At 43.4% G+C, this 15,153-nt stretch carries 12 protein-coding genes and 1 pseudogene; 4 read left to right on the forward strand and 9 right to left on the reverse strand.

Annotated features, from left to right (window positions below; all coding sequences use genetic code 11):
* Positions 1–244: pseudogene (locus RMY64_RS13155) on the forward strand (hypothetical protein); the annotation flags it as partial.
* Here the strand turns inward: RMY64_RS13155 and RMY64_RS13160 are convergent.
* The 3 genes from RMY64_RS13160 to nfi form a co-directional block, all read right to left on the reverse strand.
* Complete coding sequence (locus RMY64_RS13160; RefSeq protein WP_322700246.1) at positions 236–2,191, reverse strand: FHA domain-containing protein; 1,956 nt, start codon at positions 2,189–2,191, stop codon at positions 236–238. The pseudogene RMY64_RS13155 and the gene RMY64_RS13160 overlap by 9 nt on opposite strands.
* Positions 2,192–2,328: 137 nt before the next feature.
* Entirely contained in the window at positions 2,329–2,877 is a 549-nt protein-coding gene (locus RMY64_RS13165) for an FHA domain-containing protein (protein WP_322700247.1), read from the reverse strand.
* 107 nt (positions 2,878–2,984) lie between these two features.
* The gene (nfi, locus tag RMY64_RS13170) at positions 2,985–3,650 is read right to left on the reverse strand and encodes a deoxyribonuclease V (RefSeq protein ID WP_322700248.1); all 666 of its coding nucleotides are present in this window, start codon (positions 3,648–3,650) and stop codon (positions 2,985–2,987) included.
* Between the two features lie 241 nt (positions 3,651–3,891).
* On the opposite strand from nfi, the gene RMY64_RS13175 reads away from it, so the two are divergent.
* The 3 genes from RMY64_RS13175 to RMY64_RS13185 all read left to right on the forward strand — a co-directional run bounded on the left by RMY64_RS13175 (position 3,892) and on the right by RMY64_RS13185 (position 6,797).
* Positions 3,892–4,413 carry a hypothetical protein gene (locus RMY64_RS13175; RefSeq protein ID WP_322700249.1) on the forward strand — a complete coding sequence of 174 codons (522 nt, stop codon included), beginning with the start codon at positions 3,892–3,894 and terminating at the stop codon, positions 4,411–4,413.
* Between the two features lie 189 nt (positions 4,414–4,602).
* The gene (locus RMY64_RS13180; RefSeq protein ID WP_322671490.1) at positions 4,603–5,775 is read left to right on the forward strand and encodes a hypothetical protein; all 1,173 of its coding nucleotides are present in this window, start codon (positions 4,603–4,605) and stop codon (positions 5,773–5,775) included.
* A 56-nt stretch (positions 5,776–5,831) separates the two neighbouring features.
* A complete protein-coding gene (locus RMY64_RS13185) occupies positions 5,832–6,797 on the forward strand; it encodes an aldo/keto reductase (protein WP_322685946.1) in 966 nt (321 codons plus the stop codon).
* 34 nt (positions 6,798–6,831) lie between these two features.
* On the opposite strand, the gene RMY64_RS13190 is transcribed toward RMY64_RS13185, so the two are convergent.
* The 6 genes from RMY64_RS13190 to RMY64_RS13215 form a co-directional block, all read right to left on the reverse strand.
* A complete protein-coding gene (locus tag RMY64_RS13190; RefSeq protein WP_322700250.1) occupies positions 6,832–8,097 on the reverse strand; it encodes a DNA cytosine methyltransferase in 1,266 nt (421 codons plus the stop codon).
* A gap of 141 nt (positions 8,098–8,238) precedes the next feature.
* Positions 8,239–9,393 carry a lipid-A-disaccharide synthase gene (gene lpxB, locus RMY64_RS13195; protein ID WP_322700251.1) on the reverse strand — a complete coding sequence of 385 codons (1,155 nt, stop codon included), beginning with the start codon at positions 9,391–9,393 and terminating at the stop codon, positions 8,239–8,241.
* Between the two features lie 201 nt (positions 9,394–9,594).
* The gene (gene lpxA / locus RMY64_RS13200) at positions 9,595–10,413 is read right to left on the reverse strand and encodes an acyl-ACP--UDP-N-acetylglucosamine O-acyltransferase (RefSeq protein WP_322671486.1); all 819 of its coding nucleotides are present in this window, start codon (positions 10,411–10,413) and stop codon (positions 9,595–9,597) included.
* Positions 10,414–10,724: 311 nt separating this feature from the next.
* Positions 10,725–11,255, reverse strand: a complete 531-nt coding sequence (fabZ, locus tag RMY64_RS13205) for a 3-hydroxyacyl-ACP dehydratase FabZ (protein WP_322671485.1) — start codon at positions 11,253–11,255, stop codon at positions 10,725–10,727.
* A gap of 98 nt (positions 11,256–11,353) precedes the next feature.
* Positions 11,354–12,226, reverse strand: a complete 873-nt coding sequence (lpxC, locus tag RMY64_RS13210) for a UDP-3-O-acyl-N-acetylglucosamine deacetylase (protein ID WP_322700252.1) — start codon at positions 12,224–12,226, stop codon at positions 11,354–11,356.
* A gap of 211 nt (positions 12,227–12,437) precedes the next feature.
* A complete protein-coding gene (locus RMY64_RS13215; RefSeq protein WP_322690715.1) occupies positions 12,438–15,047 on the reverse strand; it encodes a BamA/TamA family outer membrane protein in 2,610 nt (869 codons plus the stop codon).
* Between the last annotated feature and the right edge of the window lie 106 nt (positions 15,048–15,153).

Genomic DNA, 15,153 nt, shown 5'->3' on the forward strand with positions numbered 1-15,153 from the left:
CGTTGCACCTTTTATCCTCGCCGTTGCACCTTTTATCCTCGCCGTTGCACCTTTTATCCTCGACGTTGCACCTTTTATCCTCAACGTTGCGCCTTTTATCCTCAACGTTGCACCTTTTATCCTCAACGTTGCACCTTTTATCCTCGAAGTTGCACCTTTTACCCTCGAAGTTGGGATTTGCTATTCAAAACAACCAGATAAATACTCCATCCCCCCTGCTCCCTGCCTCCTAATACTAAGGTGATTGATTTAACACCCACTTTAACCACTGACTAAAGGAACTTAAAACATTCAACCTTTGAACTCCAGGCGCACGAGCGGCGGCGAGTCCATCAACGGCGACTAATGCAGCGTATTGCAAGCCCAAGAAACTATCAACTGCGGCATAAGGGCCACCTAAAGTAATCGCCCCAGCAGCATACATTTGACCTCGATCGCTACGCATTTCTACTAATTCAAAATTGTTCGCTACAGTTAATCGCCCCAGATGATTTACTGGAAGATTATAATGTTTCACCAAATCTGCCAAGAGGGGATTGGCATCTACTTTGGCATCCAGTCCAGTAGCATCAACAATAAAGTCAGCGAACAATTTCTTTACCCCAAAGCTTTGCTCTCGGATACGGGTAATAGTCCGGTTTTGGGCATCTCGTTCTACATCCAAAACCTCACCAAAGGTAATTTGATACCAGCCTTCGCTTAACCCTTGAGCAGTAATTTGCTGCCAATCTCGGCGGTCGGCGGTAGTAGTTCCACCCCAGTCTGCTAGTAGACGCTTGCGTTCATCGGGGGTGGCTTTTTCTAACATTGCCCGGAGTTCGCCGCCCCAACAGGCTTTCGGCCAGTTAAAGGGTTGAAATTCGTAATGATTTTTGACTAGGCGCTGGGTTTTTTGAAATTTGTTACCTTGAGGTTTAGGCGATCGCATTAAATGCAAAACTGCAATATTCCGATTTCGTTTTCTGGCTTCATAAATCCGCTGCACAATCCGCGAAGCCACAATTCCCCGCCCCCGAATCAATACCGTACCACCATGTTGCTCTAGTTGTTCATAAACGCGATCGTGAGCTTCATAAGCATTGACGACAGATGTAAAATCTTGATATTTTTCCCTATAAGCTTGCAAATCTGGGAGAAACTGAATTGCTGGATATCCAGTAGCTAAATGTAAATAACGACTAACTAAAAAAGCATAATTTCCCGGGCCGCGAGAATAGGCTACGCAATATCTGCCATCATCAGTTTTGCGAATTACCCTAACTCGCCCATAGCGATAAATTTGATTCCAGCCTATGCGCTTCGTCTCCCTATCTATGGAATCAAAGACATTACCCGCACGGGGAGTATAAGTTTCTGCAAATGTTGGTTCAGCAAACACTTGCCATAAATACTTGAATGCTGACTTGATCTCTCCTTTGGCTAAGTCTCCCCAAGCTTCCCGCAAGGCATAACTAGGCCAACCCCAAATATTATCGGGACAAGAATCAGAATTAGAACGCAGTCTTTCATATAAAGGAATTTGCGAATTCAGACAGAGGCGTTTGTAACGGGCATAAGGTTCCGCCTCTAATCCTAAAGCTACAATTTTGTCAGCACGTACACCACTAATTCTCAGCAAATCAGTCCATAAAAAGCTACCCAATCCCGCCCCGATCGCTAGATAATCAGATTCATCTACTGGTAATCCTGTAGCATGAAGTGCTTGCACAGAGACTTTTTGTGCCTGAAACGCCAATGGCGGGAAATTACTTGCCACAGGCGTTAGCGGCTGTACAGGTAAGCTGGGGTCTGGGCGATTGGTATTTGCGTTGAAGTGAATCGTTGAAGGGGGGCTAGTATCTGGTGCAGCAGCGCTAGCACCAAATGTCACTGCGATTAGATAGGGGCCAATTTGCAGCGTATCGCCATTAACTAGAACACTGCGCGTTTGTGGTTGACCGTTGACATAGACACCGTTAACGCTACCTTGGTCAATCACTACTAAATGGTCTTGTTCCCAGTCAATTAAGGCATGGTAGCGAGAAACTTCGTTACTGTTAAGCAGCATCCGAGAAACCCGCATTCCTCTATGTTCAGCAGGTAAGCGAGTGAATTCTCGACCAAAAGCGATCGGCACATTTAACAGTGGTTCTCGCCGTTCGCCCGTCGCTGGTTCTTCCCAACTTAATTGGATTTGTATGTCATTGGTCATTTGTCATTGGTCATTTGTCATTTGTCATTTGTCATTTGTCATTGGTCATTGGTCATTAAGTCAAGAGTTAGGAATTCTTCCTCTGCTCCTCTGCTCCCCTGCTCCTCTGCTCCTCTGCTCCCCTGCTCCTCTGCCCCCTAATTCCTTGCTACCAACACACTCACAGCCGCAGCTAAAGATGTCCCACACCAATGACAGCCAATTTGTAGATTCTCTGCTGGGGAAACTTTATGACATTTGGGGCATTCTAAGCCATAAACTCCTGGCGGTGGTGCGGGGGGTGTTTGTGGGTGATGGTGATGTCCGAGATTTACTGCTGGATTGGGTGGTAGCAAAATTGTTGCTGGAATGCTACCCGTAGAAACGCTTGTAACGTTGAGTTTTATTTGTCCTAAAGTGATACTACTGCCCTCAGTTAAAAGCATTTCACCTTGGACTAATTGCCGTCCATCGACAACGGGGGGATTTTGCGATCGCAAATTCCTGATATAAAAGCGCTGTTGCTGGTGATGAAAAAATATTTCAACGTGGAGTCCAGATACAGTAGGATGACTCAGAACAATATCGCACCGGAGGGGATCGCGACCGATGCGGACAGTGCCATGATTTTGACTTGGCTGTTGTTCGTAAATATTCTGAGTTTTATCTTGGCCTGCATCGTGCCAATGTAAAGTTAGTGCGTTCATTGTTCTAACTTCGTAAGTGGTATTTAGCTACTTCAACTTCTTTCTGTGCGATTCCTAACACGATTGAGTCGGTGGAAGCAAGCATTTAGAAGAAACTTCAACAAGCTTTATCTATTCGACGCTAATTTATCAGCAACACGTGTAGTTTCTGGCAGTCGATATTTGGGCGTACAGCGCAATACATAGTCAATCGCAGTCGGTAAACTAATTCGATGACCACTGGAAATATACAGAGGTTTTACTCCTGTGCGCGATCGCAAAACTGCCCCAATGGTTTCACCGTTATATATTAGTGGTTGCGTGCTGCCTTTGGTTTGTGCCAATTCTTCATGCTTACCTATCAACCTCGACTTAGCTACACCAATTGTCGGCATATCTATAAGTAACCCTAAATGGCTAGCTATACCTAATCTGCGGGGATGAGCAATTCCTTGACCATCACACAGAATGATATCTGGTGTTGTGTTAATTTTCTCCAGGGCATCGAGTACAGCTGGAATTTCCCGAAATGAGAGGAACCCAGGAACATAAGGAAAGGTTGTAGGACGATGTGCTAGGCTTGTCTCGATTACTTGCAAATCAGGAAAACTCAGCACTGCAACAGCAGCACGGCTAATTGTTCCATCAGCTTCAAAACCCATATCTACACCAGCAACGTACTGAATAGGTTCTTGTAGTTGATCTTCAGTAATTACTTGATTTTGCAGCGTTTCTTGGATAACTATGGCTTCTTCTAGCGTCGAAGGCCAAACACGATCTCGGTAAAACTTCATATTGAAAATTGGAATTAACTGATTAATATTAATCCTGTTAATTTGGCAAGCACAAAAACAAGAGTTTTTGATGTTGATACAGGGAAAATATATTTTTGTAAAAGTCTGTGAATGACTATCTTTATACTAAATATTTTAGCCCAGGTTAGCTGATATCTTACATTACAGTGTTACTTAAGGCTGTCAAGAGGGAATCCTGAGAATATAAGTTTATTTTTCTAGATTTTCTTTTTTACTGGTTATGACACAGCCAAATATTCTAAAACTTGCAAAACAGGGAGATGCAGAAGCGATCGCATCTCTGATGAACCGCCACTTATACCCCAAAGGGATCAACGCAAAAGTTGCTTTCCAAGATGCTTGCTTAGAGGTAACGCTAGAATCTGCCCAAGTACTAAATCAGCAAATTTTAGTTGCATTTATCCGCAAAGGGTTAACAGCTTTAGGGGCTGCATCTGTTGAAAGAGTCAAAATTTATGGACAACAAACAGGTAAGGAGTTTCCGACTTGGAGTAAAGAGTTTGATTTGGGCATGGTAGAAGCTGATTTAGAACCAGTAGATGATGAACACTCTTCTAGTAATCCTCAAAATCTAACTATTTATATTAACTTAAGTGGCGATACTGCGCAGGGATTAACAAACCAAGATTTTGAATTTATTGCTAATCAAATTAGTACTGATATTTTATTATCTTCTACTAACGTTTTTATTCAAAAAGTAAGTATTAGTAATGGTAGCTCTGTGATTACCAAGGAACGATAATATTTAATTTATCTCACGCATAGGTGCAGAGATAGAACCTAAAATACGAGGTTTTATAATAATTTTAATAAATTTATATGAATTTTAAATATAGGATTGGAAAAATTTTGAAAATGTTGCTTTTACCTGTAAATAGGGAATCCTGAGATGGAAGATATTATCTTAGATGTTTGAATTTAGTTATTGGTTATGAAACAGCCGAATACTCAGGAAGTTACTAAGCAAAAGCTTCAAACGTTTTACTGGCCTTTATGGTTTCCTTATCCTAGTTCTTGGTTCAAAGCATTGATTTTGACTCTATTTTTGAGAGTTATTATATTTATAGTTCAAAATACTGGAAAGCTAGGTTATGACATCGTATATTTCGTACGTAGCCCGGAATTATTTTTAATATTTACAATATTGTTAATTTTATCTCCAATTCCGATAATTTCTTTAACTCATCACTGCTTACACTTGCTCATTAGTCGATTTATTTCAGAAATTCAGGCACCGGAAATAGGTACAACACAGGGATTATTACCAGGATTAATGAGTTGGTGGGAAGGATTGTACGCTTGGCTTGTAATTGTAATTTCTACATTGATAGCAGCTTTGTTTTCTACGATACTTCTACCATTATTTAATCCTAACTACGACAGACAACTTGAATACTATACACAACTAGAAAATATCAATAATATCATCTTAATATTTGGGCTATTCTATATTTATGCTGGGGCATTGATTTATCAAATTGAATATTTGGTAAAATACCGAATAATATCTGCTTATCCTGGTAACAAAAAAGAAGATACCAGTAAATTAAATATTAATTTAGAGACAGAAAAAAGTACAGAAAAAGAACTCGATAAATTGCGTGGAGAAATGGGATTACACACAACAAAATCAAATATTTTATCGAACAATGGGCAAAATTTAATAATGGAGTCTCGACGGAAGGATCGTAATTTAAATAAAAAGTTTTTGTTCGTTTTTATAATATTTTCAATTTCTCTAGGAATATACTTTTCTTCAAAATTCGTAGAAATACTTCCCTTAACCTCTAAGATTCCAACACAAATACCATCAAAGCCTGTATTAGTTACACCCTCACCAGTGACTTCAGACTCGCCGATAGTGTTACTTGAAACTGATACATTTCGAGAGGCAGTAAATCAAGCAATTAATGCAGCTAAATTGACTCAATCAGCAAAATCTCCAGATGAGTGGAAGACAGTTGTGAGTCATTGGAAAGGTGCGATCGCACTTATGAAAAACGTGCCATCTTCTAGCCCCAATTATGTAGTAGCCCAGCAAAAAATCATAGAATATCAGAAAAATCTTAACTACGCTGATAAAAATGCGATCGCTGGCAAGTAGCGCGATCGCACGTAATTAGAATTTATAATAAAAGTAATTCGCCCCCGAACCCAATCATGACAGAAGGAAAAACGCGGCGTAATTTCCTAATTACCAGCATTGCTGTGACTGGAGGTATTGTGGCAACTAATGCTTTACAGCAAAATACTACCAACACCGCAACACCGTCAGCAACTATGCCAGAGCGGGTACTGGGACGCACAGAAGTAAAACTCCCGATCTTCGGGTTAGGAGGAGCAGGACAAACGCCACTATCCTGGGAAGGAAAAGAGGGTGATGCTACAGCAATTATTCAAAGAGCGCTGGAACTTGGTATCCGCTATTTTGATACAGCAGCTAGTTATGGGCCGAGTGAAGATTATTTAGGGAAAGTGCTACCACCCCATCGCTCAAAGGTGTTTCTCACAAGCAAGACCGATCGAAGAGATCGTGATGGTGCATGGCGAGAATTGGAGCGATCGCTGAAACGTCTCAATACAGATTATCTCGATTTGTGGCAGTTGCATCACGTCTCTTTTTCTGAAGAACTCGACACCATCTTTAGTGCATCTGGTGCAATTAAAGCTTTAGAAGAAGCCATAGAACAAAAATTGGTGCGCTTTGCTGGGATCACCGGACATCACGACCCTCAAGTAATTGCTGAAGGGTTACGTCGCTATCCTTTTCACACTACACTGATTCCTGTAAATGCTGCCGACAAACACCACCCACATCCATTTATCCCAGTAGTTTTACCAGTTGCTCAAGAAAAAAATGTCGGTGTGATTGCGATGAAAGTCCCGGCTTATGGTCGGCTGTTTAAATCAGGTGGGTTGGCAGGTATGGAGCAAGCTTTAGGTTACACAATGTCTCAGCCTGGAGTTAATTGTTGTGTAATTGCAGCAGAGACGGTTACACAATTAGAGAATAATGTCAAGATAGCGAGAGCTTTTGTGCCTCTTAAAAAAGAAGAATTAACAGCCATCGCAGGGCGGGCTGCTAATGTCTGGGAAGATAGTACATTCTTCCGTGCTTGGACTTAGCCTAACCTTGCACATATTACAAAGTGTATTCTTATCAGTCCCGCTGATAATATTGTGCCGCTTGCGACATATTAAATTGTAATAGCTTCTCCTCTGGCAACTTGTATCCCAAACTCGGCTTAAAAGGCGAAATATTCAAACTGCGAATAATTTCTGACGCCACAGCCTTTGCTAGTAACGGTGGTACAGAGTTACCAACTTGTCGAAATCCGTGCCATTTGGTTACATGAAATCTAAACCAATCGGGGTAAGAATGCAATCTCGCCGCTTCCCTGACGGTGATACAGCGCGGCGTAGATGGATGAATCGGTCTAGGAGATGTGAAAGAACCCCTATACTTATCTGTTCCGGCTCTTAAAGTATTACAGACACCACCAGGATGTAGCTTATGAAAACGACTAATTTTTTCTCTTTCGCCTTGTTGAGTCTCCTGAAAACGTTTAACGGTTTCCGCAGAATGTTTTGTTCTTAAACTTGAAGAAAGTATTCGCAAATCATATTCTCGTTTGTAAGAATAATCATCATCTAGGCATTTGATCCCGCGAAGTACAAGAGCATAGTTACTAGGCTTTTCATAGTCTGCAACAACCCAATCTCTTGTTAGTAACTCTGGATATTGTTCTATTTCAGGTAAATCTCCAATTGCATCCCATACTGTAGGACTCAATGGAATGTCAGATATTTTTTGAGAATTTAAATTATTTAGTAAAGCTTGTTTAGTAATCGGCTGAGGATATTTCGCTAACTCTACATCCTCCCTTGCACCTATAAGAAATAATCTCTCACGGGATTGTGGTACTCCGTAATTTGCAGCGTTGAGAATTTGATAATTTTCTTCTACTTTATAGCCATGAATTCTAAAATCGCTAATTAATGTTTGGAGGATTTGTTTATGTTCGCCAACCGTTATCCCCCGGACATTTTCCATCACAAAGAATTTCGGTTTTAGTTCAATAACCAGTCGATGAAAGTGAAATACCAAAGAGTTTCGAGGATCGTCAACAGCCCGTTTACCAATTAGGGAAAATCCTTGACATGGTGAGCCACAAATAACCACATCAATTTCGCGATCGCCAATTTCAGACTGATTCCTAATTTCTTCCCCGGTAGTATCCACAACACTTTTACATAACACTCTCGCATAAGGGAAGTTAAACTCATGTGTTGCACAATGGATCGGGTCGATTTCCACAGACGCCAGCACATCAAAACCAGCTTGCTCAAAGCCAAGAGTCATACCGCCCGCACCAGCGAATAAATCAACTGCGATCGCTCGTTGTTTTTTCATCTCATAAGCCATGACACCTCTAAAGGGATTAGGGACTGGGGATTGGGTATTAGGTATTAGAGATTGGGAATTGGGTATTAAGTATAGAGTATTAAATATACAAAATTTTCCCAGTTCCTAGTCCCCAGTCCCCAGTCCCCAGTCCCCAGTCCCTCATAGCATTTGCAAAATTTCTTGAGCAGCGCGATCGCAAACCCCAACTTCTCCTAAACTTTGCCGCATTTCTTCATAATTTAGCAAAGTTTGCTCTCTGCGACTGGGATTGAGTAGCAGTTCCATCGCTGCTTGGGTAATATTTTCTGCTGTGGCTTGCTCTTGTAAAAATTCTGGCACAATCGGCTTCATCACGACTAAATTAGGTGGTGATGCGAAGGTTATAGAACCTTTGAGAATTTTCCGAGCGATCCACGCAGTCAGACGACTGAGGCGATAAACTACAACCTGTGGCACATTTAACAGAGCCAGTTCTAGATTGACAGTACCAGATTTGCTAATGGCTAAATCAGCAGCTGCAAAAACTTCCATTTGTTGACCTGATATAACTGTCGCCCGTAAACCGTAACGCTCAATAGCCTCTTCGATTGGCTGTCTATAAACTTCTAGCGATAGGGGAATCCAGAAACGAACTTCAGGTAATTTCGCTTGAATAGTTTGGGCAGCTTGAAAAATAATTGGTAAAAGATATTTTAGTTCTTGACGGCGAGAGGCGGGGAGGAGTGCGATCGCAATTTCTTCTGGTGCAATCCCCAATGTTGCACGAGCTGCTTCCCTACTAGGAGCATCTTGCATTCGGTCAACCAAAGGATGTCCCACCCAACTAACTTTTGCGCCTTTCTCGCGAAAGTAACGGGCTTCTTGTGGAAAGATTGCCAACAGCTTATCTGTAAAACCAACAATCCGGTTAGTTCTTCGCAAACTTATTGACCAAGCCCACTCTTGGGGAGCAATGTAATACACCACAGGCACATCTGGCAGATGTTGTTTCATATAAGTCCCAATTTCCAGATTGGGAGTCATATAATCGATCAGCACTACCAAGTCAGGGGGATTTTGCTTTAGGGAAGCGATCGCCCGTCGTTGCACCTGGAGAGTTGGTAAAATATAAGGCAGCCCTTCTTGAATACCCACTGAGCCAATACTACTGGTATTTCCCAGCAAAATTGCCCCAGCCTCTACCATTTTTTCGCCACCCAGCGCCACAATCTCTAATTCCAACCCAATCGCCGCAGCTTGACGCTTCAGCGCTGAAATTAGTAGCGACCCTTGTAAATCGCCAGATACTTCGCCAGTGCTGATAAATATCCGCATTTGATAATTGGTAATTACTAAAAATGAGGAGTTAGGAGTTAAAAATTCAATTTATCAACTCATAACTCATAAATTATGATGTCTGGAAAATTAACCACAATTCCTCATAATCCCACCTCATCAGCTACGCTTTTGCTCCCCTCCTCGCTTGCGGGGAGGGGTGATTATGGGTAATTCGACAGACATGATATATCTTACATCTCACGATTCATCACTTGCGCCTTTTTTCCCTTTACTGGGAATCAAGCCACGTCTTCCAGGCATCTGAGAAAGTAGAAGGAAGCGTCGCAGATGCTGCAATTCTTCGCTATCCCCTAACAATTCCAACTGTTCCAAAGCATCCTTAAAAGACAAATCAGAACGGTAGAGAATGCGGAAGGCTTTTTTCAGCAAAAGCAAATCTGCTGAGTCCATACCAGACCGTTTGAGTCCGACAAGATTGAGGGTTCGCACCCGCGCTGGATTTCCCTCCACCAGCATATATGGGGCCACATCCCGGTCAATACGTGCCATACCTCCCACCATTGCTTGTCTACCAATATGCACAAATTGGTGGACACCTAAAACCCCACTTAGCCTAGCGCGTGATTCTATATGGACATGACCCGCCAACGCCACAGAGTTAGCAATCACTACTTGGTCTTCTATGACGCAGTTATGAGCCACATGGACATAAGCCATCAAAAGATTACCATCGCCAATTACCGTAGCTTCACCAGCACCGGTAGCGCGGTTAATGGTAACGTACTCACGAATCAAGTTATTATCACCAATTTTCACCCAGGTTGGTTCTCCTACAAACTTCAAATCCTGGGGTTCCATACCGATGGCTGCACCAGTAAAAATCTGATTTTGCGCCCCAATTTCACAAGGCCCCTCTAGCACTGCATGAGCGCCGATTATTGTTTCAGGGCCCACTTTAACATGCGCTCCAATCACAGCATAGGCACCGACTTGCACTGTATGGTGGAGTTCCGATTTCGGATGAATTACAGCAGTTGGATGAATTAGCGTTTTCAAGGGTGAATCTCCAGAACTGTCTTAATAATCCAGCGCCAGGCGGGGTTTCTGAGGCAGCGCGTTACTCTGCTTAAGAGAGTTGTACCGACTACCGCCCCATTGAGGCGACTGGCGTTGTTGAGCGTGAAATATTTCAGTGAACGAAAGTGTCGGGCAAAGCAAGTTAAGTGTGTTTGTGAGTGCGTCTCGTAGAGAGGGCGGCGAAAATCAAGAAATTACTCAGATGCTATTGTGGATTTTTTAACTGTTATCCTGAAACAGGATTCAGTAGGGGCATTTCACGGCTATACCCATACCACGAAAGCAAACTTTTAGCTAACTAAAGAGAACATTAATTCCCCTTCACAAGCAAGTTGACCATCAACTTCGGCACGACCTTGCATCTTACCGAAACGACGTTGTTTTACCCATAACAGTTCCACCGTCATTAGTAGTTGATCCCCCGGCACGACCTGGCGACGAAAGCGAACTTTATCGATACCAGCGAAGACGAACAACCCGCCTTCTACCGAAGACATTTGAGTTAGGACAATGCCTCCAACTTGTGCCATTGCTTCAACAATTAGCACCCCTGGCATCAGTGGACGTTCAGGGAAATGTCCTTGAAAATGGGGTTCGTTGATAGTGACATTTTTAACTCCAACAGCTTTTTTACCTGGCACGTAGTCAATGATTTTGTCTACAAGTAAAAATGGGTAGCGATGGGGTAGTAATTTCTGAATTTCTTCAGATGTGAAAGTTGTTTTAATCTCAGAACTGATTGTAATCTCATTTATACCCTGTGGTTCGGTAGATGTAGGTGTAGTCGTATCGATGGTATTCACTTCAGTGAGGATTGACATTGGCCGTGTAGTTGATTTTTTATCTAAAAGTTGAGTAGGCAAGCGTATATCCAAAGCCTTAATAATCCTGGATGTAAACTTTAGATCGAATCTAAAATCTAAAATCGTTCGAGTGAGCGCAGCCGAAGTCCAAAATCTAAAATTTTCTGAGCCAGTTGAATGTGTAAATTATGACTGGCTTTATACGCTAAAAAATGAGCACGAGGAAAAGTTCCTAGTAAACTCAAATCTCCTACTAAATCCAAGATTTTATGACGGACTGGCTCATTTGCAAATCTCAACGGTGGATTTAGCCAGCCTTCTGGGCCACAAACGAGTGCATTATCCAAACTGCCACCTTTAATTAACCCTGTTTTTTGTAAGTGTTCAATTTGATGCAGTAACCCAAAAGTACGAGCAGGAGCGATTTCCGCAGCAAAGCTAGCAGAAGTTTTTTCTAGTTCAGGAGTTAGCGACCAACTATGCCATTGATTACCAATAGCGGGCAGGTCAAAATCAATACCGTAACTAAAGCGGGTTTCTGCTGCTGGAAGGGCAGATACAAAGGCATCCCCTTGATAGACCCATATTGGTTCTGTAATAGCCCAGGGAACTTGGTTGTTAACGAGTTGTGAGACTAAGCCAACTTGGGCAATATTAGCTGTCCACACACTTGCTGAACCATCTAAAAGTGGGACTTCTGGGCCATCAATTTCAATTCGGGCATTATCCACACCCATACTCGAAAGTGCTGCCAACAAATGCTCTACCGTGCGAACATATACCTCACCTTTACCCAACTGAGTTGAGAGAACAGTGTGACTAACTGCTGCAACTTGGGCTGGAATTATTGGCAAATCCGGTAAATCCACCCGCACAAAGTAGCGTCCACTTCCCGCTTCGGCTGGTAATATTCGCACCTGGGTATTCACACCGCTATGCAGTCCCACCCCTATTTGGGTGATTTGGGCTGCTAGAGTGTGCTGTCGCATAGCCGAAAAGTTAATATATTTCCTTTAGTATTGTTCATCGTCTGTTTTGGTAAAATCCCTGATATTCCCTGAAAAATGTCATTAATCCCTTTATCGGAACAGTATTGAGGTAAATGTAACAATTAGCAAGCTAATCCAAAAAAGTTAATTGTCCTTTGTCCTTTGTCAGTTGTCTTTTGTGATTCACTAATGACCAATGACAAATGACTAATTAAAACCTTTCGCCAATACCGAAATTAATCCGACTGTCACCATCATCGTTGATACCGTAGTCAATCCGAATCGGCCCCAGTGGAGATTGGACGCGAACGCCAAGACCATAGCCGAAGCCACTGCCATTTTTGTTCAACACTTCAGCAGCCCTAGTACTAGTTCCCAGGTCACTACCGAGATCAAAAAATAGTGCCCCACTAACTACTGAAAAAACTGGAAACCGATACTCAACTGATGCTTGCACATAAGAGCGTCCACTACCTAATGCTCCTTCTTCATAACCCCGGACGGAGTTACTACCCCCAAGGGTAAAAGCTTCGTAGGGAGGTAAGTCTCCAATGATGGTTCCTGCTTGCAGGTTAAATGCTAAGGTTTGTGCCCCTTTGCTGAGGCTAATCAGCTTAATGGGTAAATATTGGCTGTAGCTACCCCGGAATCTGGTCAGGAAGATGTTGCCTAGCCCCACAGGGACTGACTGATCGACTCCAAAGCGGAGATAAGAACCACTAGTGGGTTGCAGGGGGTTATTACGGAGATCGCGCTGTGCCCCTACTTGCAACAGTAGTAAATCGTCTTGACCGCCGCTAGAGAGGGTCAGTGGAATTTCATCACTGAGGCGGTTTCCAGTATCATCATCAAATACCGCTCCTGTTTTTCTCAGATTGCCGTCAGCATCACGAGCAGAAACTCGTTGATACTGTAAACCCGCTGAGGCAGTCCAGACAGAAGTTTTATAGGGATTTGCAGAGAGGGGACGGGTAAAGGTAACACCACCACCTACACGGAGAATCCGGGGGCGATCCTGAGAATCTACATCGGTGGGATTACCCGGATCAAACGTCCTAATATCTTCATCTTTACCATCGAAAATCAACGAAATAGAACTGCGACGGAAAATATTGGTTGTGTAGGAAGTCCGGTAAGGATCTCCTGCGATCCAAGGGTCGGTAAACCGCACGTCAAACAACAGTTCCCGTTCTCCCACCTGTATTTCTGTCCCCAGTTTTTGGTTCCTACCGTTCAGGTTTTGTTGTTGATAGCTAACTGTTCCAAAAAGTCCGCTAGCAGAACTAATCCCTGCCCCAGCCGCAATAGAACCGCTGCTGCGTTCGGCTACATTCACTACTACATCCACCTTGCTGGGGTCTGTACCAGGGTCAAGAGACACATTCACATCTTCAAACAGTCCCAATCCATACACGCGCTGTAGGTCTTTTTGCACTGTGTTGCGATTGAATACTTGTCCTGGCTTCAACTCCACTTCTCGGGTAATGATGTACTCTTGTGTCCGTCCGCGAATTGGTTGTCCTTTTTCGTCTGTTTCCTGTCCATCTTTGTTGCGGAACCGGACTCTAATATTTTCTACTACCCCTTCTGCTACTTGTAAGGTAACAACTCCGCTTTCAGAGACTTGTGGCGCTCCAATCACGTTAGCTAGGACGTAACCTTGGTCTTGATACCGCTTGTTTAACTGCTTGATGCCTTCTTGCAAGTCACGCAAATTGAGAATTTTGCCATACTGCTCCCGAAAGACTTCATCCACAGTGTTTGCTGGTAGTACAGAAGGGACACCAGTGCCAGGATTGGCTTGCACTTCTACTTTACTGAGGACGGGGTTAGGCTGGACAACAAAGCTTACCCGCACTCCCAAGGGGGTATCTTCTGGCGCTGCTTGGACGTTGGAGAAGAAGCCAGTACCAAAGATAGCGTTAATATCTTCTTGCAGTTGGCTGCGGGTAGTTGTTTGTCCTGGTTGGGTACGAATTACTCTGTAAACTTGGCTTTCCAGTTCTGGTGATAGTTGCCCAGCTTGGGATCTAACTACTACTTCCGATACCAGTACGCGGGGGTCATTGGCTTCTGGGGCTGTGTTGGGTTGGGTATTGTCCGGAGTTGTCGGTGGATTAACATTCTGCGGACTGGGAGTAGTGCCTGGGAATGGAGTATTGCCCGGAGTTGTCGGTGGATTAACATTCTGCGGACTGGGAGTAGTGCCTGGGAATGGAGTATTGCCCGGAGTTGTCGGTGGGTTAACATTCTGGGGACTGGGAGTAGCGCCTGGGAATAACGTAGGTGTTCTTTGTTGGCTAGCTGGGGGGGGAATATCTGGAGTAGCTGATGGTTCTGGAGTTGTGGGTAATAAAGGTTCTGTTGTCGGTGGATTTACATTTTCTGGGACTGGAGTGGTCTCAGGAGTTGGGGAAAGCGTTGGTTGTTGAATTTCTGGCGGTGGAATGTCTGGAGCCGGAGACGGCTGTTGAGTAGGACTGGGATTATTAATTTCAGGGGTTTGTGCAGTTCTTGGCGTTGTGGAGGTTGGCACAATTACCTTTGGGGCCGCGCTTGCTGCTGGGTTGGCAGGGTAAATTGCGACGACGCGGGATTGGGGACGCTCTGCCTCTATAGTTGCTGTAGATTTAGGTTGAGATTCTAGACTTTTACTAGAGTTAACCTGACCAGTGTCCTTTTCTGAGTGTTGATTTTTTTCTAGTGTCAAAACTTCTGTTGACTGTTTGGAATTGTTGGCGGTTTCTGCATTCGCACTCAATGAGCCACCCAAAGGGGCTGCAATTGCTACTGCTGCCAGCAATACGGGAGATAAACGCATTTTACTTATATTCCTCTTCACGACCACACACACACCATCACAAGGCAATAATGCCCTTATCTCACAGGTAAAACTCAAAACATAATTTTTTTCTTTTGCTTTTTTA

This window comes from Nostoc sp. DedQUE08 (assembly GCF_034530895.1).
Classification (GTDB): domain Bacteria; phylum Cyanobacteriota; class Cyanobacteriia; order Cyanobacteriales; family Nostocaceae; genus Nostoc.

Excerpts from the sequence above, each read along its gene's own strand:
- RMY64_RS13160 (WP_322700246.1), bottom strand. The coding sequence starts at position 2,191 with ATGACCAATGACATACAAATCCAATTAAGTTGGGAAGAACCAGCGACG.
- RMY64_RS13165 (WP_322700247.1), bottom strand. The coding sequence starts at position 2,877 with ATGAACGCACTAACTTTACATTGGCACGATGCAGGCCAAGATAAAACT.
- nfi (WP_322700248.1), bottom strand. The coding sequence starts at position 3,650 with ATGAAGTTTTACCGAGATCGTGTTTGGCCTTCGACGCTAGAAGAAGCC.
- RMY64_RS13175 (WP_322700249.1), top strand. The coding sequence starts at position 3,892 with ATGACACAGCCAAATATTCTAAAACTTGCAAAACAGGGAGATGCAGAA.
- RMY64_RS13180 (WP_322671490.1), top strand. The coding sequence starts at position 4,603 with ATGAAACAGCCGAATACTCAGGAAGTTACTAAGCAAAAGCTTCAAACG.
- RMY64_RS13185 (WP_322685946.1), top strand. The coding sequence starts at position 5,832 with ATGACAGAAGGAAAAACGCGGCGTAATTTCCTAATTACCAGCATTGCT.
- RMY64_RS13190 (WP_322700250.1), bottom strand. The coding sequence starts at position 8,097 with ATGGCTTATGAGATGAAAAAACAACGAGCGATCGCAGTTGATTTATTC.
- lpxB (WP_322700251.1), bottom strand. The coding sequence starts at position 9,393 with ATGCGGATATTTATCAGCACTGGCGAAGTATCTGGCGATTTACAAGGG.
- fabZ (WP_322671485.1), bottom strand. The coding sequence starts at position 11,255 with ATGTCAATCCTCACTGAAGTGAATACCATCGATACGACTACACCTACA.
- lpxC (WP_322700252.1), bottom strand. The coding sequence starts at position 12,226 with ATGCGACAGCACACTCTAGCAGCCCAAATCACCCAAATAGGGGTGGGA.
- RMY64_RS13215 (WP_322690715.1), bottom strand. The coding sequence starts at position 15,047 with ATGCGTTTATCTCCCGTATTGCTGGCAGCAGTAGCAATTGCAGCCCCT.